Annotated in this window: 17 protein-coding genes; 8 read left to right on the forward strand and 9 right to left on the reverse strand. The window is 50.4% G+C overall.

What is annotated here, in order from left to right; genetic code table 11:
* Window positions 1-3: 3 nt before the first annotated feature.
* From NR302_RS20385 to NR302_RS20400, 4 genes are all read left to right on the forward strand, one after another.
* On the forward strand, window positions 4-1,452 hold the full coding sequence (locus tag NR302_RS20385; RefSeq protein ID WP_008106310.1) for a sugar porter family MFS transporter: 1,449 nt from the start codon (window positions 4-6) through the stop codon (window positions 1,450-1,452).
* A gap of 64 nt (window positions 1,453-1,516) precedes the next feature.
* Window positions 1,517-2,221 carry a YoaK family protein gene (locus NR302_RS20390; protein ID WP_154156746.1) on the forward strand — a complete coding sequence of 235 codons (705 nt, stop codon included), beginning with the start codon at window positions 1,517-1,519 and terminating at the stop codon, window positions 2,219-2,221.
* 275 nt (window positions 2,222-2,496) lie between these two features.
* On the forward strand, window positions 2,497-4,365 hold the full coding sequence (gene bglF / locus NR302_RS20395; protein ID WP_258145636.1) for a PTS beta-glucoside transporter subunit IIABC: 1,869 nt from the start codon (window positions 2,497-2,499) through the stop codon (window positions 4,363-4,365).
* A 14-nt stretch (window positions 4,366-4,379) separates the two neighbouring features.
* Complete coding sequence (locus NR302_RS20400; protein ID WP_308714012.1) at window positions 4,380-5,774, forward strand: 6-phospho-beta-glucosidase; 1,395 nt, start codon at window positions 4,380-4,382, stop codon at window positions 5,772-5,774.
* An 82-nt stretch (window positions 5,775-5,856) separates the two neighbouring features.
* On the opposite strand, the gene licT is transcribed toward NR302_RS20400, so the two are convergent.
* Window positions 5,857-6,720, reverse strand: a complete 864-nt coding sequence (licT, locus tag NR302_RS20405) for a BglG family transcription antiterminator LicT (RefSeq protein WP_258145638.1) — start codon at window positions 6,718-6,720, stop codon at window positions 5,857-5,859.
* A 302-nt stretch (window positions 6,721-7,022) separates the two neighbouring features.
* Here licT and fliD point away from each other — a divergent pair, with 302 nt between their 5' ends.
* Complete coding sequence (gene fliD, locus NR302_RS20410) at window positions 7,023-8,435, forward strand: flagellar filament capping protein FliD (RefSeq protein ID WP_258145639.1); 1,413 nt, start codon at window positions 7,023-7,025, stop codon at window positions 8,433-8,435.
* Between the two features lie 108 nt (window positions 8,436-8,543).
* Here the strand turns inward: fliD and yajD are convergent, their stop codons facing one another.
* Window positions 8,544-8,891 carry an HNH nuclease YajD gene (gene yajD, locus NR302_RS20415; RefSeq protein ID WP_034460453.1) on the reverse strand — a complete coding sequence of 116 codons (348 nt, stop codon included), beginning with the start codon at window positions 8,889-8,891 and terminating at the stop codon, window positions 8,544-8,546.
* A gap of 173 nt (window positions 8,892-9,064) precedes the next feature.
* Between yajD and NR302_RS20420 the strand changes: the two genes are divergently transcribed.
* Window positions 9,065-10,567, forward strand: a complete 1,503-nt coding sequence (locus NR302_RS20420) for a glucosyltransferase domain-containing protein (protein ID WP_258145640.1) — start codon at window positions 9,065-9,067, stop codon at window positions 10,565-10,567.
* Between the two features lie 74 nt (window positions 10,568-10,641).
* Here NR302_RS20420 and NR302_RS20425 read toward each other — a convergent pair whose 3' ends face one another.
* Window positions 10,642-11,673, reverse strand: a complete 1,032-nt coding sequence (locus NR302_RS20425; protein ID WP_008106326.1) for a methionine synthase — start codon at window positions 11,671-11,673, stop codon at window positions 10,642-10,644.
* A gap of 29 nt (window positions 11,674-11,702) precedes the next feature.
* The gene (locus NR302_RS20430; RefSeq protein ID WP_008106329.1) at window positions 11,703-12,686 is read right to left on the reverse strand and encodes a DUF1852 domain-containing protein; all 984 of its coding nucleotides are present in this window, start codon (window positions 12,684-12,686) and stop codon (window positions 11,703-11,705) included.
* Window positions 12,687-12,993: 307 nt separating this feature from the next.
* Here NR302_RS20430 and NR302_RS20435 point away from each other — a divergent pair, with 307 nt between their 5' ends.
* Entirely contained in the window at window positions 12,994-13,533 is a 540-nt protein-coding gene (locus tag NR302_RS20435; protein WP_154156752.1) for a DUF2058 domain-containing protein, read from the forward strand.
* A 20-nt stretch (window positions 13,534-13,553) separates the two neighbouring features.
* Here NR302_RS20435 and NR302_RS20440 read toward each other — a convergent pair whose 3' ends face one another.
* A complete protein-coding gene (locus tag NR302_RS20440) occupies window positions 13,554-14,237 on the reverse strand; it encodes an RluA family pseudouridine synthase (protein ID WP_258145641.1) in 684 nt (227 codons plus the stop codon).
* Between the two features lie 189 nt (window positions 14,238-14,426).
* Here NR302_RS20440 and NR302_RS20445 point away from each other — a divergent pair, with 189 nt between their 5' ends.
* Window positions 14,427-14,909 carry a cold-shock protein gene (locus NR302_RS20445; protein ID WP_008106338.1) on the forward strand — a complete coding sequence of 161 codons (483 nt, stop codon included), beginning with the start codon at window positions 14,427-14,429 and terminating at the stop codon, window positions 14,907-14,909.
* A 102-nt stretch (window positions 14,910-15,011) separates the two neighbouring features.
* Here NR302_RS20445 and NR302_RS20450 read toward each other — a convergent pair whose 3' ends face one another.
* The 4 genes from NR302_RS20450 to NR302_RS20465 form a co-directional block, all read right to left on the reverse strand.
* Window positions 15,012-15,497 (reverse strand): type VI secretion system tube protein TssD, encoded by a 486-nt coding sequence (locus tag NR302_RS20450; protein ID WP_154194349.1) that lies wholly within the window; start codon window positions 15,495-15,497, stop codon window positions 15,012-15,014.
* A 14-nt stretch (window positions 15,498-15,511) separates the two neighbouring features.
* On the reverse strand, window positions 15,512-15,838 hold the full coding sequence (locus tag NR302_RS20455) for a DUF1493 family protein (RefSeq protein ID WP_258145642.1): 327 nt from the start codon (window positions 15,836-15,838) through the stop codon (window positions 15,512-15,514).
* On the reverse strand, window positions 15,832-16,281 hold the full coding sequence (locus NR302_RS20460; RefSeq protein WP_258145643.1) for an STM2901 family protein: 450 nt from the start codon (window positions 16,279-16,281) through the stop codon (window positions 15,832-15,834). Before NR302_RS20460 ends, NR302_RS20455 begins: the two co-directional genes overlap by 7 nt.
* Before the next feature lie 194 nt (window positions 16,282-16,475).
* On the reverse strand, window positions 16,476-18,119 hold the full coding sequence (locus tag NR302_RS20465; protein ID WP_258145644.1) for a methyl-accepting chemotaxis protein: 1,644 nt from the start codon (window positions 18,117-18,119) through the stop codon (window positions 16,476-16,478).
* Window positions 18,120-18,355: the final 236 nt, after the last annotated feature.

Consider the following 18,355-nt stretch of genomic DNA (forward strand, 5'->3'; position numbering starts at 1 on the left):
GGAATGGACACATCGCAGCAAAACAGTGACGACGATTCAGCGCTAAGCAATCTCACCGTCAAACAGCGCATCTTCTTCGTTGTACTTGTGGCGACCATGGGCGCGCTGGCCTTTGGTTATGACACCGGGATTATCTCGGGTGCCTTGCCGTTTATGACCTTGCCGCTCGATCAGGGCGGTCTCAATCTCACTCCATTCACCGAAGGTTTAGTCACTTCATCACTGATCTTCGGTGCCGCTCTGGGTGCTTTTCTCAGTGGTTACTTCTCCGACCGCTTCGGTCGCCGTATCACGCTGCGCTCTCTGGCGCTGATTTTTGTACTTGGCGCGATTGGTACCGCGTTAGCGCCGAACCTGCACGTAATGGTGGCGATGCGTTTTCTGCTCGGGATTGCGGTTGGCGGTGGCTCCTCAACCGTGCCGGTGTTTATTGCCGAAATCGCCGGACCAAAACGTCGTGCGCCGTTGGTGAGCCGCAACGAGCTGATGATTGTTTCCGGTCAGTTGCTGGCGTATGTGGTCAGCGCGGTGATGAGTTTCACGCTTAACGATCCGCATCTGTGGCGTTACATGTTGGCGATGGCGATGATTCCGGGCGCGTTGCTGTTCATCGGCACCTTCTTTGTGCCGGCTTCGCCGCATTGGATGGTGGCGGAAGGACGTATCAAAGAAGCGAGCCGTATCCTGCACAAACTGCGTGAAACACCGCGTGAAGTGAAGAAGGAGATGACGGAGATGCGCCAGCACGCCAAGGCGGCGCGTCAGGGGCCTTCCGCGCGTGAACTGCTGCAAGAGAAATGGATTCTTCGCTTGTTGCTGGTGGGCGCGGGGCTGGGCATTGTTATCCAGTTCACCGGCGTGAACGCCTTTATGTACTACACTCCAGTGATTCTGAAAACCACCGGTATGGGCACCAACGCGTCGATTGCGGCAACCATCGGTAACGGCATTGTCTCGGTGCTGGCGACCATGGTGGGCATCAAAGCGGTGGGACGTTTTGGACGTCGCACCATGCTGATGACCGGTTTGACAGTGGTAATCGCCATGCAGCTGGTGCTCGGCTGCGTACTGCTGCTGATGCCACAAGACATGACGCAAAGTATCTTCGCGCTGGCGGCAATTCTGGTGTTCCTGTTCTTTATGCAGATGTGCATTTCGCCGGTGTATTGGCTGCTGATGTCCGAGCTGTTCCCGATGAAAGTGCGTGGCGTGCTAACCGGGGCTGCGGTTTCATTCCAGTGGATCTGTAACGCGGCGGTGGCGTTTGCTTTCCCGCCGCTGCTGTCCGCCACCGGCAATGGCGCATTCTTTATCTTTGCGGCCATCAACGTCGGCTCGCTGATCTTCGTGATCACCATGTTGCCTGAGACTAAAGGCAAATCACTTGAGCAGATCGAAAACGAAATGCGCGAGCGGTTTAGTGAGCAGGAACAGGATCAACAGACCGCCTAACGGTGCTTGAGAATTCCTGGTCACGGGAGGAAGATACGCATCTTTCACCGGGCCAGGATTTCCCATGCTGATCACCGCCGAGAACACGCGCACCTTCAATACCGACATTCGCCTGGCCTGCACGCTGGCCGCAGTTGCCGGCGCACTCAACACCGCAGCGTTTGAAACCGTCGGCTTCTTCTCGGCAAACATGACCGGCAATGTCTCCTCACTTTCCGACCATCTGGCCAAAGCCAATCTGCACGTTGGCCTGTTTTTTCTGCTCATCGTGTTGCTGTTTATCGCTGGATCGTCGGTATCAACGCTGATTATTAACTCAGGCAGACGACGCCAGATTCGCGGTATCTACGCCATTAATATCCTGATTGAAGGCATCGCGTTACTGGTGCTGGGTGTGATTGAAAGCTGGTTCCGCTTTAGCGGCTCCGGCGTGTTGCTGGTGCTTAGCCTGAGTTTTTTGATGGGATTGCAAAACGCCGTCGTGACGCGCATCTCCAACGCGCGCGTCCGTACCACGCACGTTTCCGGCACCGCGACCGATATCGGTATTGAGCTGGCGATGCTGTTTGATGTGCTGCGCCGCAAAGAATCACCCAAAGATGCGCCGCTCTATATTGAGCGGCTAAAGCTGCATTTTTACACCGTACTGGCGTTTTTAGGCGGCGGCGTGCTGGGGATTTGGTTGCTGCAGTGGATGAGTTATCTGCTGCTGATGGTGATTGGTGCGCTACTTAGCGTGCTGGCGTTAGCGGCACTCAAACGCATCTGATCGGTGACCCGCTTCACACTTCTCCACGCTGTTCGCTAATACTGCTTGCCACTTTTTCCGTGCTGTAAGCATGATAGCCCCCGTTAAGGATTGTTACTGTTCGGCAGGCAAAACCTGAGACGCGCCCTTTTTCATTGAAGAGGGCGCGTCTCAGGTTTTTTTTTGCGCGAAAAACGCGCCAATCCTTTGTAGGGTCGCCATTTATGGTGACCGAAAGACGCTTAACTGGCGAGCATTAGGGCATGAGTTTAGGGCATTGTTCAGGAGAAAGAGTGATGCAATATCAGGAACTGGCGGATGACATCGTTAGCGGTGTTGGCGGCAAAGAGAACATTATCAGCGTGATGCACTGCGCCACGCGTTTGCGCTTCAAGCTGAAAAACAGTCAAAAAGCGCAAACCGCCGCGTTAAAGGACAATCCCGGCGTGATCATGGTGGTGGAGAGCGGCGGCCAATATCAGGTGGTAATTGGCAATCAAGTCGCGGAAGTGTATCGCGAACTCACCGCGCGCCATGCGCTGGATAATCAGAACGAGGCCGCAGATAACGCTGCACCGCAAAGCCTGTTTGCACGCTTTATCGATTTGGTTTCCGGCATTTTTACCCCGTTTATCGGCGTGATGATCGCCACCGGCATCATCAAAGGGTTGCTGGCGTTGGCGCTGGTGCTCGGCGTGATGAGCGCCGACAGCGGCAGCTACAAAGTGCTGTTTGTTGCCAGCGATGGTTTGTTCTACTTCCTGCCGATTTTGCTCGGCTACAGCGCCGGTAAAAAATTCGGCGGCAATCCGTTTGTCAGCATGGCGATTGCCGCTGCGCTAGTGCATCCGATGATTCTCGAGGTGCTGCAACAGCAGCAGCAGGGCAATGCGCTGACGTTCATCGGCATCCCGCTCGAAGTGCTGAACTACAGCTCCTCAGTGATTCCGATTATCTTCGCGGCCTGGGTTTCCAGTTTGATTGAGCGCTGGGTGCATCCGCGTTCACCCAGCGCGGTGCGCAATTTCACTACGCCGTTGTGCTGCCTGTTGATCACCGTGCCACTGACGTTCCTGGCGATTGGTCCGGCGGCAACCTGGCTAAGCCGCATGCTGGCCGAAGGCTATCTGTGGATTTACAGCCTGAGCCCAATGATTGCGGGTGCGGTGATGGGCGCGATTTGGCAAGTGTGCGTGATTTTCGGTCTGCATTGGGGATTGGTGCCGATTATGCTCAATAACCTCGCTAACTTTGGTCATGACACGCTGCTGCCATTGCTGATGCCAGCGGTGCTGGGCCAGGCGGGTGCGACGCTGGGCATCTTCCTGCGAACCCGCGAAGCGAAACTCAAAGCGATGGCGGGATCGGCCTTTACCGCCAGCATCTTCGGCATCACCGAACCGGCGGTGTATGGCGTGACGCTGCCGCGTCGTCGTCCGTTTATCTTCGGCTGCATCGGTGGCGCATTGGGCGCGGCGATCCTCGGCTTCTGGCACACCACCATTTACTCCTTTGGTTTCCCGAGCGTGTTCACCTTTATTCAGGTGGTGCCGAACAGCGGCATTGATGCCAGCGTGCTGGCGGCGTTTGCCGGTGCGGCGGTGGCTTTAGTGTTCGCTTGCGTGAGCACCTATCTGTTCGGTTTGACCGAGCCAGCAGCTGCAGTGGCTGCGCCGCCTGCGCCGGTTTCTCCGCCCACCAATCTTACGCGCCGCGAAAGCGTGGTCAGCCCGATGGCGGGCGATGTCATTCCGCTGGAACAGGTTAAAGACGAAACCTTTGCCAGCGGTTTGCTCGGCAAAGGCGCGGCGATTATCCCGCAGAGTGGCCGCGTGGTTTCGCCGATCGATGGCGTGGTGTCGTCGATGTTCCGCACTGGCCATGCGATTGGCCTGACATCGGTGCAGGGCGCGGAAGTGCTGATCCACGTCGGCCTCGATACTGTGAAGCTCGATGGACAATATTTTTCTCCAAAAGTCGCCAACGATCAGCCGGTCAAAGTGGGCGATCTGCTGCTGGAGTTCGATCTCGATGCGATTAAAGCCGCAGGATTTGACCTCACCACGCCGGTGCTGGTGAGTAATAGCGATGATTTTGTGGATGTGTTAACCCTGAGCCGCACGGCCGTGAGCGAAGGCGCTCCGTTGTTGGCCGTGCTGAAATAATGAGGAGCAAGCAGATGACTAAACGTTTCCCGGACGGATTTTTATGGGGCGGCGCCGTGGCCGCCAACCAGGTTGAAGGCGCGTATCAGGAAGGTGGCAAAGGTTTATCGACGTCCGACCTGCAACCCAAAGGCATTTTCGGTGCGCGCGTCGAGCGCAGCGGTGACGATTTTGGCATCAAAGATACTGCCATCGATTTCTATAATCGCTTCCCGGAAGACATCAAACTGTTCGCCGAAATGGGCTTTACCGTGCTGCGTACCTCGATTGCCTGGACGCGCATCTTCCCGCAGGGTGATGAAGCGGAACCTAACGAAGCAGGCCTGGCCTATTACGATCGCCTGTTCGATGAGATGGCCAAATACAACATTACGCCGCTGGTGACGCTGTCGCATTATGAGATGCCGTATGGCTTGATCAAAAAGTACGGCGGCTGGGGCAATCGCATCACCATCGATTGCTTTGAACGCTATGCGCGCGCGGTGTTTACCCGCTTCCAGCACAAGGTGAAACTGTGGCTGACCTTTAACGAAATCAACATGTCGCTGCACGCGCCATTCACCGGCGTGGGTTTGGCAGAAGAGAGCGATCAGCAGGCAATCTATCAGGCGATTCATCATCAGCTGGTGGCGAGCGGACGCGCGGTGAAAGCCTGCCATGAAATCGTTAAGGACGGCAAAATCGGCAACATGCTGCTGGGTGCGCTGCTCTATCCGCTGAGCTGCCGTCCGGCTGACGTGCTGGAAACCTTACAGCAGAACCGCGAATGGCTGTTCTTTGGCGATGTACAGGTGCGCGGTGCGTATCCGGCCTATATGAAACGCTTCTTTGCCGATCGCGGCATCAGCATCGAGATCACTGATGAAGATAAGCGCGACCTGCAAAACACCGTCGATTACATCTCCTTCAGCTACTACATGACCGGCTGCGTCACCACCAATGAAGAGGAGAACCAGAAAGCGCGCGGCAACATTCTCTCGATGGTGCCGAACCCGCACTTGCCGAGCTCCGATTGGGGCTGGCAGATCGATCCAGAAGGGCTGCGCATTCTGCTTAACATCCTGTATGACCGCTATCAGAAGCCGCTGTTTATCGTGGAAAACGGGCTTGGCGCTAAAGATGTGGTGGAAGCGGACGGGCAAATTAACGACTATTACCGTATTCAATATCTCAACGATCATCTGGTGCAGGTGCGTGAAGCGATTGAAGATGGCGTGGAGGTATTGGGTTATACCTGCTGGGGACCGATCGATTTGGTCAGCGCATCAAAAGCCGAGTTCTCCAAACGTTACGGCTTTATCTACGTGGACCGCGATGATGCGGGCAACGGTACGCTGGCGCGTTCGCGTAAGAAGAGCTTCTTCTGGTATCAGGACGTGATTCGCAGTCATGGTGAAGCGTTGAAGTAAGTGGGTTGGTGGTCGCCATTAATGGCGACCCTACAAAGGATTGACGCGTTTTTTGTAGAGTGCGCATTGATGCGCACCTGGTTTACGCCTCGTCCGCATCATCCTGCAGCGCCAGCGTCTCTTTGCGTACCCGCTCAATATGAATGGTGAGGAACATGCGTTCCTCGCTGGAGAGCTCATACAGATATTTCTGCTGAATATGCTGGTCGATTTTCACCGCACATTGATAGGCGAGCGGATATTTGTCACGCACCACATCATGCAGAGATTCATCCTCGCTCCACGCGCCGCGTTTGCCCAACATACGTTGTGCAAAGAACTTCAGATGGTTGACGAAGCGGTTGTAACTCAAGCTCTCGGTGCGGTAATCCAGTTGCAGACGATACTTCACGATATGCAGGATCTCCTGCATAAATTGCGTTATGTGCGATACATCGGCGAAATCGCTGCCGAGTTGCGCATTCACCAGATGGAGCGCGATAAATCCGGCCTCATCTTCAGGTAACTCCACGCCCAGCCGTTTGTGAATCAGCGCTAGCGCTTCGATGCCCAATGAAAACTCTTTTGGATAGAGCGTTTTAATTTCCCACTTCAAGACGTTGCGAATCGGGATGCCTTGCTGATGGCGTTCGATTGCAAAATGGCAGTGATCGCACAGCGCGATTGAGAGACTTTCATGCAGCGGTTGGCCCAGCTGTTGACGCGCATTGGCAATGATCAGTTCGCTGGTGGTGATCACCTCAAGCGGAATATCCGACAGCAATTCGCTGAGCCGGCCCGTCAACGTATCACTTTGCAGCGCAAACACTTTTTCGATCTGCTGTGCATCCAGATCGTCGCCGACGCGTTTCTGAAACGCCAAACCGCGTCCCATCACAACCTGTTCTTTGCCGTTGTCGCCCAGCACTACCGCGACATTGTTGTTGAGGATTTTCGCGATTTTCATTTTATCTGCCCTGAAAATAAAAAACCTGACCCACCGGGAGGACGGCGTGTCAGGTTTTGCCTGCGCTGAACGCAGTAACAATCTCGCAAGATCATAATCGGCTGAGCTTTCCCGACAAGCACAGCGACAGTTAAATGTGAAATGCATCATATTTCCAGCGCGATTAATCATTGGCAATCAGACGCTAACGACGCGGCATTTTATGTTTGTAAGGATAGCGTAAGGAAATGATCAGATTTTTATAAAGTTTGCGTTAAGGCTGCCGATAGTACCGTAACGTTAAATTAACAGGAGTTGCGTTCATGACTGGGATTTCAACATTAGGCGTCGGTTCAGGACTGGGTTTAAGCACCATCCTCGACAAACTGACTGCGGCAGAGAAGCAATCGCTGGCACCGATTTCTAAGCAACAATCGGCGGCGACCGCCAAGTTGTCTGCCTATGGCACGCTCAAAACCGCGATTCAGACTTTCCAGACGGCAAACAACAAATTAAACGATGCCGCCCTGTATACCTCGACGACCACCGCATCCAGCTCAACAGCGTTTAGCGCCGATTCCAACGGCAATGCGCTGGCCGGAAAATACACCATCAGCGTGCAGAAGCTGGCACAATCGCAAACGCTAACCAGCGATGCCAAAACCGATATCAAAGCGGCGATTGGTAGCGATGCTGATTCCCGAACCCTGAAATTTGTCACTGCGGAAGGTAAAGAGAAGAGCATTACGCTGACCAAAGATCAGACCTCGCTTTCCGCCATTCGTGACACCATCAACAAGTCCGACGTTGGCGTCACCGCCAGCCTGATTAAGGTGTCGGCCACTGAATACCGTTTGTCACTGACTTCATCTGCATCCGGCACCGGCAATGCGGTGAAATCGCTGAGCGTGACCGGCGATGATACCTTGCACGACTTTATCGGCTTTGATGCGACAAATGCTGGCAGCAGCGGCATGACGCAAAGCGTCGAGGCGCAGAACGCCAAGCTGACCGTGAATAATGTTGCGATTGAGAGCAGCAGCAACGTGATCACCGACGCAGTGGAAGGCATCACGCTAAAACTCAACGATGAAACCAGCGGCAACCAAACGCTGACGGTAAGCAGCGATACCAACAAGGCGAAAACCGCTATTACCGATTGGGTAAATGCCTATAACTCGCTGCAGGATACGATGGCGAGTTTGACCAAATATACGGCGGTGGACGCGGGTAAAGACCCGGATGGCAAAAATGGTGCGCTGCTTGGCGATGGCACATTGCGTAACATTCAGGTGCAGATGAAAAGCATTCTGGCTAACAGCTCGGGTTCCAACGTCTACAAGACGTTATCGCAGGCGGGTATTACTACCGATCCGACCAGCGGTAAGCTCAATCTGGATGCCGCCAAATTGACCACCAGTTTGCAGGTGAAGCCTGAAGCGATCCGAGACATGTTCGCCGGCGATGGCAAAAAAACCGGTGTTTCGACGGTGCTGAACACCACCTTCACCGCGTTCCTTAGCAGCAAAGGTGTGCTGCAGGGCGCGACGGATACCATCAGTAAAAAACTGAATACGCTGACCGATCAGTACAATACCGCCAGCAAACGTATCGATGACACTATCGCGCGTTATAAAAAGCAGTTCACCAATCTGGATAAGATGGTTAGCGTGCTGAATAACACCAGCAACTATCTTACCGAGCAGTTCAGTAATAGTACGAAGACTAATAAGTAAGCGTAAATCGGTCGCCATAAATGGCGACCCTACGGTAATTTGGCGGGTACGCGCAATGGGCGTTCGTAGGGTCGCCATTCATGGCGACCTCTGTCTCAAACAATAACCTTACTTCTTCTTATTCAACATCGACTTCAAATCGGCAAACGGATTATAGGTGGCTTCACCGACATCTTTTTGCGCATCTTCCCCTGCTACAACCGTTGTACCGTACTGATCCGCTTCGGTGTACTTCGAATGTTCGTGGTCGTGACAATACAGGCACAACAACTCCCAGTTACTGCCATCTTCCGGATTATTGGTGTGATCGTGATCGATGTGATGAACGGTTAATTCGCGCAGATTGGAATAGACAAATTCGCGCGAGCAGCGGCCGCATACCCACGGATAGATTTTTAATGCTTTTTCACGATAGCCGCTTTCCAGCCGCGTGTAGTTTTTAGGGATCAGAGCCATGCCGATGTTGCCTGTTAGAAGGAGATAAAGTGACATGTTATCCGCACAGCCCAAACCTGCCAATGATGTTTATCATCCCTGAGCATCCCTTCTAAAAAAACCTCCTACACTAGGTTGTATCTACGCGGAAATAAATTCCGCCCGCCCCAGATCGATGGAAATTCGCTAATAAAATGATGCCCGTAAATGATCCTCCGTCGGCAAGCCGGATGCAGCGTATCGCTTTGACCATGATGGTTGCCATGCTCGCTACTCTGCCTGTCTGGACTCACAAAATTTATTATCGGGATGACCTTTACCGGATACTGGATGGGGATCGGTCAGTGTGGATGAGCAACGGAAGACCGGGCACCTGGTTATTAGAGGCTTTGGTCTCTTTTGGTAATACGGTCAGCGATGTTTCTCCGCTTAATTTACTGCTTGGATTGCTGGTGCTGAGTGTTGCAGCTGTTTTCTTCACTGAAAAACTTAAAATTCCCCTGATTGGCTACTGGTCATTTGTGCCGCCGCTTTTTGTGGTGCTCAATCCCTTTCTGGCGCAGGGAATGCTGTATACCTTTGACAGCCTCACCATTCTTTTGTCATTCGCGGGCGCGATGCTGGCAAGCATGGTGAACCGATCGAAGCCGTTTCAGGAGGTCATTTACACGGCGCTAATATTACTGCTGATTCAGACGCTCTATCAGCCAGGACTTAATGTCTATATTGCTTGCGTAGCGTTGCTGGCTATTTCACGGTTGAATAATGATCAATCTACATGGACGTGGCTGGCCGGGAAAATAGTGGCGCTGGGCATTGCCATTCTGGTCTATAAACTGGCGATGAATTATTTATTGCCGGTTAAGATCGACTGGTACAGCATGAAACACAGCAAGCTGTTACTGCCCAATTCAGAGTCTTTGCCAGTCATCATCGAGACGATTAAAACGTTTAGTCGCCTTTTTCTTAGCGCCTATCCGCGCGGCCTGATGATACTTTTATTGTTGCCTTTGTTGATGCTTTTTTCAGGCCTTATTTTGATGGCACGCAACTTAAAACAGCAGCGGAAATTGACGGTAAGCGCGGCCATTTTGATGTTGAGTGCAGGATTGATCGTCATCATCGCTATCCCCGGTCTTTCTTTGGCATTAGCCACTCCCTTATTTGCGCCACGCATGTTGGGCGCCTGCAGCATAACTTTCCTGTTCTGTTTCTACGTATCCGTGCTTGCTTTACCTGCAATAAAAAACTGGCTGGCGGGATTCAGTATCATTTTCCTGTTTTATCATCTGGTGGTGATGTCAATAACTTTCAACACGGTGGTGAATGACCAGCGTTACCAAATGGATGTGATGAATCAGATTAAAATCTCGCTGTCGGCTCCTGGCGCACAATCGATTGATTCTCTGGCGTTTGTTGGTCAGCTGAATGATGCCCCTGAAGTACAAACTAATATTCGTAATTTCCCCATCATCGATCATATACGAATGAAAATGCTGGGTGAGTCTGAACCGTGGATTTGGCTGGCTTTGATTAAAAACGCTGGTTTGAGGTTGAAAGCGGTGAACGCAACCGAAGAGATGAGAGTCATTAAACCGCGTGAATATCTTTCGCAGGGACCGGATTTTGACGCCTTTCAGGATGGTCAAACGATGGTGATTGATTTCAGAAAGTCGGGTGGGCAGGTTAACAAATAATGATTCAGCTGCTCGGTCCGGGAATGACTGTCATATCCCGGACCGAGTTTTGTATATGGTGCTATTTGGCCGCGTTATTTATTCAGCAGCTCTTTACGCACAATCTCCGCACCGGCGCTTAATGCATCCAGCTTGCCTCTTGCCACGCCTCGCGGCAAAGGAATCATGCCGCAGTTGGTGCAAGGATAGAGTTTGTCGGCGTCGACAAACTGCAGCGCTTTGCGCAGCGTCGCGGCAACTTCTTCAGGCGTTTCAATGGTATTGCTTGCCACGTCAATGGCACCAACCATCACTTTTTTGCCGCGAATCAGTTCCATCAATTCCATCGGCACATGTGAGTTTTGGCATTCCAGTGAGATGATATCAATATTCGACTTCTGCAGTTTAGGGAAGATCTCTTCATATTGACGCCACTCGGTGCCCAACGTCTTTTTCCAGTCGGTATTCGCTTTGATGCCATAACCGTAGCAAATATGCACAGCGGTTTCGCATTTCAGCCCTTCGATGGCTCTTTCCAGGGTAGCGATACCCCAATCATTCACTTCGTCGAAGAACACATTAAATGCCGGCTCATCAAACTGAATAATATCGACGCCCACCGCTTCTAACTCTTTGGCTTCTTCATTGAGAATTTTAGCGAATTCCCATGCCAGTTTTTCACGGCTTTTATAATGGTTGTCATAAAGCGTGTCGATCATGGTCATTGGACCCGGCAGCGCCCATTTAATTGGACGGTCAGTTTGCTGGCGCAAAAACTTAGCATCTTCAACGAACACCGACTTTTGACGACTTACCGGACCCACAACGGTTGGAACACTGGCATCATAACGATCGCGGATTTTTACGATCTCGCGCTTCTCAAAATCCACGCCGTTGAGATGTTCAATAAAGGTGGTAACAAAGTGCTGACGCGTTTGTTCGCCATCACTGACGATATCAATACCTGCCTGTTGTTGATCTTCCAGGCACAAACGCAGCGCATCTTGTTTACCGTCGGTTAATTCCTGATCTTGCAATTTCCACGGCGACCACAATGTTTCGGGCTGAGCCAGCCACGATGGTTTTGGCAAACTACCAGCAGTGGAAGTCGGTAATAATTTTTTCATAGCAGGTGACCTTATATTTTTATGGGTGATCAAAGAACGGGAGTAGCAAACCATTGCTCAAGAATAGTTTGGTAAGGCTTAATAAAGCGCTCTTCCGTGAACTTCCCTTGTTCAACTGCCAAATGGCTACGTTCTTCTCGATCATAAACAATTCGCGTTAAAGAATAATCCTGATGATTTAAGCTTGGCTGATACTGATTACCGGCGGCCGAGTTAGCATTGTAAATCTCAGGACGGTAAATCTTTTGGAACGTCTCCATGGTGCTGATGGTACCGATAAGCTCAAGATTGGTGTAATCACTGAGTAAATCGCCATGGAAATAGAAAGCCAATGGCGCAGCACTGTTTGCCGGCATGAAATAACGCGCCCGCAGGCCCATTTTTCCGAAATATTCATCAGTCAGTGAGAGTTCATCCTGCTGATATTCGATGCCCAGTACCGGATGTACATTACCGGTACGATAATAGGTGTTTTTACTTGATACGCTCAGGCAGATAACCGGTGCTTTATTGAAGTTAGCTTTGTATGCGTCTGAGTTAACGAAGTTTTTGAAGATATTCCCATGCAGGTCGCCAAAGTTATCTGGCGTACGGAATTCAGTGTGACTCTTATTATGCTCTGACAATACAACGCTGAAATCATAATCACGCACGTAAGAAGAGAAGTTATTGCCTACAATCCCTTCGATGCGCTCGTTGGTTTTTTTATCAACGATATTGGTTTTCAATATTTCAATGACCGGGAAGGTATTGCCATTGCCTTCAGCACCGAGATTCAGTTCAGCGGTAATAATCTCCAGCTCAACCGCGTAACGATCGCTTTTCGGATTGTCCCAATGCGCCAGAGAATTGAAGCGGTTATCAATCATCACCAACGCGTTGCGCAGATTCTCCTGACGCTTCTCACCCCGGGCCAGATTCGCAAAGTTGGTGGTGATACGTGTATTGCCAGAAGGATTGTAATTTTCGTCGAAACGAAGGCTCTTAACCGTAAAAGTAAAGGCGTTATTCATTTTAGTCTGCTGTCCTGGTTATAAATATAAGGCCTTGCTGTGGCTAGGTTTTTTAGGCTTTCCCCATGTTCTTATCGGGTACTCTCAATCAGCAGGCTTCATATTATTTTAAGTTATTAACGATGGTACTTTTATGCCTGAGTCACTGGTTGAAAAAAAGTGATTTAATTTCATCGAACATGAAGGAATTTCATGATGAGAGTGATGATGAAAATCGTGCGTTCAGCAGTCAGCCCGTGCGGTCTGGCACAGACTTCATCATTGCAGGTATACTCTTCCCAAATTTTTTAACGGGTCAGACACGAAAATGGCAAAACTCACCTTACAAGAGCAAATGCTGAAAGCAGGCTTAGTCAGCAGCAAAAAAATGGACAAGGTCCAACGAACCGCTAAAAAATCACGCGTTCAGGCTCGTGAGGCCAGAGAAGCGGTGGAAGAGAATAAAAAGGCGCAGCTTGAGCGTGATAAGCAGCTGAGTGAACAGCAAAAACAGGCGACATTAGCTAAAGAGTATAAAGCGCAGGTTAAGCAACTGATCGAAATGAACAAAATCGATATTTCAAAAGGCAATATTGGTTTTAATTTCACCGACAATAATCTGATCAAAAAAATCGACGTGGATAAGCTGACCCAGACGCAGCTGATTAATGGCCGCCTTGCCATCGCGCGACTGAGCGTTGATAGCAATGGTGAGAGTCAATACGCGATTATTCCTGCCAGCGTTGCGGATAAAATCGCACAGCGAGATGCAAGCAGTATCGTATTGAACAGTGCGTTGAGTCAGGAAGAGCAGGATGAAGACGATCCGTACGCTGATTTCAAAGTGCCAGATGATTTGATGTGGTAATAAAAACGCCGGTTGCGCTGTCAGAATGGGCAGGCATTGCTGACGTTTACAGACTCACCGCTTACCGGATGAATAAAATTCAACTCGCTGGCGTGTAACATCAATCGCGGCGTTTGTTCGCTTCCTGGCAGCAAGCGCCCGCCATACAGATCGCAACCCAAAATCGGATGGCCCAACTGCTGGCAGTGAATGCGCAGTTGATGGGTGCGTCCCGTTTCTGGCGTGAGTTCTACCCGCGTTAATGGCAGCATCCCTTCATGCGTGCGCTCAATGATGCGATAACGTGAGCGAGCAGGTTTGCCATTGACTGCGCAAATCGTCATCAGCGGAAACAGCGCCGGATCTTTAGCAATTGGCGCGTCGATCACACCTTCATCATCAGCCAGATGCCCGCACAACAGCGCGCGATAAATCTTGGTCACGCTGCGCTGGCTGAACTGCTGGCACAATGCGGCATTAATCGACTTGTTGCGGGCAATCACCATTAACCCCGAAGTACCGAAATCCAGCCGATGCACCAGCGTACAGCCGGGGAACAGCTTTACTAACCGATGATGCACTGAATCGAGATTGAGCGGATTTTTCCCCGACAGGCTGAGCAAGCCAGCAGGCTTATTGATTAGCAGCAGATGTTCATCCTGATAGAGAATCTCAATTTCGTCATCGCATGGCGGGGCAATAAAGTGATCGATAATGGTAGACATCAAAACGCCCGGCTGAGGAAGGGAGGCGGATAATAGCGAATTTTCAACTAGCTGGCGAATCTGGCGGATAAGCACTCGCATAGCCAAAAATTATCGTCCAGACTTACAGCAAAGACGTGGTCTGCGCAGGCAATGTGCTTTACACTGCGCGCTGAAAAAACTGAGTAGATAACGATTAGGTAGGCGGCAATGGCGATGAACGGAACGATCACAACCTGGTTTCAGGATAAAGGTTTTGGATTTATCAAAGATGAAAATGGCGATAACCGCTATTTCCATGTGATTAAGGTCGCTAACCCTGAGCTGATCAAGAAAGATGCGGCGGTGACATTCGAGCCGACAACTAATAACAAGGGTTTGTCAGCCTATGCGGTGAAAGTCTCGCCCGAGAGCAAATATATCTATATTGCAGGTGAGCGTCTTAAGCTTACGTCGATCAAGTCTTACGTGGTTTACAGCGAAGAAGTACCGGTTGAGACGCGTATCGATAAAGAGAATACCGTGCTGTCTGTTGGTATTTTGATGAATAGCATCAAGCCGAAAACTGATGTTAAGCCGGATGAAGTCCGCTCACTAAAAAAACTGGCGATTACCACTTTTCAGGGAACAACCTTAATTTTCACGGCAGATGAAATCGATATTGATGCCACTGTGAAAATGCTGAAGGTCTGAGAATATTTGGATTTTGTGCCGAAATCCTGCGCTTTATATATGCAGGATTACGGCATCAATTAGGTTGCGATAAATCTCTTTTCAATAATTTCACTTCCGGCTTTAGGCTGTTGGCCTCTCATTCCATGCATCGGTGTATTGAATGTTGCCATCAACATATTTCCACGTGATCTTCGCATAACGAAGCGCAACGCTTTCCATATGTCCGGTTCCAGGACAATTACGCGTATCATGCATGATCGGCGATATGGATATGACCTTTACATCTTCCATTAATATATTGAAGTACTCTTCTTCTTGACCGGCGTCACTGATTCGATACCACTTAATTTCAGCCTCCTTTAACGTTTGACCCGTTGCCACCGCTTTATATAAATAAGGGGATGCGGAATCAATTTCTTTTTCGAACATAAACGGAGCATGTTGCCGCGTCCCTGTTAGCTTCCCAGTGTTGTTGTCGGTTGGAATAGAGAGAAGATGCTGCACACCACGTAATTCAATGCTGCCTTCACGATGCATGACATCTGAACCGCCTCTGATGACCGCTCCGCCATCATCTTTGATAAACATGTGAACAGGTATAGCCATTTGAATCTCCTTAGTTAGTTGTACAACCAACGCCCAGCCTTTGCCGATTCCGCGAACATACGGACAGTTAGTGGCTTCACGGTTTGTTGTATGGGTTCCTTCGAAAAGTATTTTCGGAAAACTGTTTCTGTTTTCCAGGGATAATAAGCGTCAAAATTTATTACTGTTGTATCGACATTATATTTTTTTCCAAAATCCTCAATCGCATAAGGTAACTCATCCCATCCGGCATAGCCCTGAAGAGGAGTATCAAATTCAATCTGGATGGGTTTTAATCTCCATGTGGTCATAAGAGAAAGCTCTTCTCGGAAAAAGTCTAATACTTGTTGTTCATCTACCATACTCGATCTTCTTCTCTGACGATCATGTTATAGGTTGATACTGTTTTATAAACTATTCGAGCGACATCATTTGTCAGTAATGCCCATCCTACAACAGGAACAGTACGACCAACAAAAGCACCAAGATTGTTGGTCCACATAGGCTTGAGTAACTTAATGCTAGTGTTAGTAAATGTTGGCAAGGGACGGGGTAATTTCACGTTCAACAATTGACGTGAATATTTAGAAGCAATTGAAGTGCCAGGCGTAGCATTGCCGGGCTTACCTCGTGTACTAAGAAGAGGAAGACCAAGAATAATGCTGCTCACCGCAACAATGTTATTTATGCCGCCAACATGCTCATCAATTTTTTCCAACAATATCCAAAAAAATAACTCGCCAGCCGAAACATTGCTGACTCCTTTGTAGAAGTACGTCCCATTAAGCTGCTCAACCGTATCCATAATCATCCTCCCTGAATGACAGGTAGCCAGATTACAGCGGGATGAACGCTAATTTTTGTTCAAAAGAGAGGAGTGGAACGACTAATAGCGGAGTAGATATTGAAAAGTTTGCCAGGCAAATGAAAATAGGTCGCCATGAATGGCGACCCTACATTGCCGTAGGGTGCGCATTCATGCGCACCGGTTAAAACACCTTAAAAACTCTGCCAATCCGCATCATTCACCACCGCAACGCGCGATGGCTTAACGTATGAAGCCTTATGCACCACAGCCTGCGTCTGATTAACCTCGCCTGCACCCGCAACATGGAATTTACCCACCAGCTGATTCAGATTCCCGGCTTGCTCCTGCAGCGACTGCGAAGCGGCAGAAGCTTCTTCCACCAGCGCAGCGTTCTGTTGCGTGACATCGTCCATCTGATTCACCGCTTGCTGCACCTGCACAATGCCCTGGCTCTGCTCAACGGCGGCGGCGGCAATCTCTTCCACCAGCTGGCTCACCTGATGAATCGCATCGTTCATCACGCTCATATTGCGGCCGACGTCGCTGGCCTGCGCGGCACCGGCTTCGGTCAAACGATGGGACTCTTCAATCAGCGTCTTTATTTCGCGCGCGGCGGTGGTGGAACGCTGCGATAAGCTACGCACTTCACCGGCTACCACGGCGAATCCTTTGCCATGTTCCCCGGCACGCGCGGCTTCAACGGCAGCATTCAGCGCCAAAATATTGGTCTGGAAAGCAATGCCTTCAATGATCGAGACAATTTCGGTCACTTTGCGCGAGCTACCACGAATGTTATCCATGGTTGAAAGCATGGTGGTCAGTGATGTGCTGCTCTTCTCCGATAATCCGCTGGCGTTGGCGGCAAGCTGACTCGCCTGGCGGGTGTTATCGGCGGTTTGACGTACCGTTTCACTCAGCTCAGTCATGCTGGCGGCGGTTTGTTCCAACGATGCCGCCTGCTGTTCTGTACGTGATGAGAGATCTTCATTGCCAGCGGTGATCTGTACCGATGCGCTACTAACCGATTGTGATGCCTGACGCACGGACGAGAGGGCGCCTGATACGCGATCCATCAAGACGTTAAACGAGTGCGCCATATTGCCCACTTCATCACGACGACTTTCATCCGCCTTCAAGGTTAAATCGAGGTTCTCGCTGGCCGCCATCATCACCTTGCCTGCCGCAGACAAGCTGCGACGAATGCGCAGTACGGTGAACAGCGACAGCACACCAAAAATCAGCACGGTCGCGATAACGCCAGCAATGGTGGTCCACAGCACCGAATGGAAGGTGCTGCGGTTGGTGGCGCGCAGTTCATCGCCGATGGTGATATTCAGCTGTAGCTGTTTTTGATAATCACTAATCAGCTGTCGGATTGCGGCACCGATGCCGGTTTGTCCGGTGATCAAATCCAGACTGATGTCATTCTGATGGGCGCGTGATGCCGCTAAGAAGGGCGGAAGCGCGGCGATGACATGCTCAATATTGGTGTAAGCAACTTCCGTTAAGCGCTTATCTTCATCATTGGAGATATCGTTAGCCATGTAGTAATCGGTTTGTGATTTCAAATCCGCCAGCTGTTTTTGGATCTCACCCTCAATCGCCGGCATTTTACTGTCGTCGGTCTGGCTTTTGTGTTTGTACAGCGTTAACGCCAGCTGGTTACTGCCATCAATCAGTTTTCCCAGATCTTTGATCGAGGGAATCGCATTGGCCTGTACGTATTCAAAACGATCCTGAAAACCTGAAAGCAGAGAAATGGCGAGCACAGCTTGTAGGATGATGGCAGCAAACAGTATGGAAAAGGTGGCAAACAGACGTTGGGAGATGTTCATTTTATTATCCTTAATCTTAAGGCATCCCGGCTTTGACAGCACAGGGTAGAGGGCAGATTAATAACCATCGGCAGTTTGAGGAAATTAGTTAATTTTTTTATCGAGGATTTATGCCTTCGGTTATTTATCACACCAATTATTAACATCATCCCACACTGATGACTGATTCAGATGCGTGATAAGTAATGGACTACAAGACTCGGCTTGCTCTCCGATATTTTCCTACAGACCCGCTC

The sequence above is a fragment of the Pantoea sp. SOD02 genome (genome assembly GCF_024707505.1).
Classification (GTDB): domain Bacteria; phylum Pseudomonadota; class Gammaproteobacteria; order Enterobacterales; family Enterobacteriaceae; genus Pantoea; species Pantoea symbiotica.

What these genes read in the sequence shown, in the direction of transcription:
- licT (WP_258145638.1), bottom strand. Translation starts at nt 6,720, where the DNA reads ATGAAAATCGCGAAAATCCTCAACAACAATGTCGCGGTAGTGCTGGGC.
- NR302_RS20435 (WP_154156752.1), top strand. Translation starts at nt 12,994, where the DNA reads ATGGCAAAACTCACCTTACAAGAGCAAATGCTGAAAGCAGGCTTAGTC.
- NR302_RS20425 (WP_008106326.1), bottom strand. Translation starts at nt 11,673, where the DNA reads ATGAAAAAATTATTACCGACTTCCACTGCTGGTAGTTTGCCAAAACCA.
- yajD (WP_034460453.1), bottom strand. Translation starts at nt 8,891, where the DNA reads ATGGCTCTGATCCCTAAAAACTACACGCGGCTGGAAAGCGGCTATCGT.
- NR302_RS20420 (WP_258145640.1), top strand. Translation starts at nt 9,065, where the DNA reads ATGATGCCCGTAAATGATCCTCCGTCGGCAAGCCGGATGCAGCGTATC.
- NR302_RS20385 (WP_008106310.1), top strand. Translation starts at nt 4, where the DNA reads ATGGACACATCGCAGCAAAACAGTGACGACGATTCAGCGCTAAGCAAT.
- NR302_RS20390 (WP_154156746.1), top strand. Translation starts at nt 1,517, where the DNA reads ATGCTGATCACCGCCGAGAACACGCGCACCTTCAATACCGACATTCGC.
- NR302_RS20430 (WP_008106329.1), bottom strand. Translation starts at nt 12,686, where the DNA reads ATGAATAACGCCTTTACTTTTACGGTTAAGAGCCTTCGTTTCGACGAA.
- NR302_RS20455 (WP_258145642.1), bottom strand. Translation starts at nt 15,838, where the DNA reads ATGGTAGATGAACAACAAGTATTAGACTTTTTCCGAGAAGAGCTTTCT.
- NR302_RS20445 (WP_008106338.1), top strand. Translation starts at nt 14,427, where the DNA reads ATGGCGATGAACGGAACGATCACAACCTGGTTTCAGGATAAAGGTTTT.
- NR302_RS20465 (WP_258145644.1), bottom strand. Translation starts at nt 18,119, where the DNA reads ATGAACATCTCCCAACGTCTGTTTGCCACCTTTTCCATACTGTTTGCT.
- NR302_RS20450 (WP_154194349.1), bottom strand. Translation starts at nt 15,497, where the DNA reads ATGGCTATACCTGTTCACATGTTTATCAAAGATGATGGCGGAGCGGTC.
- NR302_RS20460 (WP_258145643.1), bottom strand. Translation starts at nt 16,281, where the DNA reads ATGGATACGGTTGAGCAGCTTAATGGGACGTACTTCTACAAAGGAGTC.
- fliD (WP_258145639.1), top strand. Translation starts at nt 7,023, where the DNA reads ATGACTGGGATTTCAACATTAGGCGTCGGTTCAGGACTGGGTTTAAGC.
- NR302_RS20440 (WP_258145641.1), bottom strand. Translation starts at nt 14,237, where the DNA reads ATGTCTACCATTATCGATCACTTTATTGCCCCGCCATGCGATGACGAA.
- NR302_RS20400 (WP_308714012.1), top strand. Translation starts at nt 4,380, where the DNA reads ATGACTAAACGTTTCCCGGACGGATTTTTATGGGGCGGCGCCGTGGCC.
- bglF (WP_258145636.1), top strand. Translation starts at nt 2,497, where the DNA reads ATGCAATATCAGGAACTGGCGGATGACATCGTTAGCGGTGTTGGCGGC.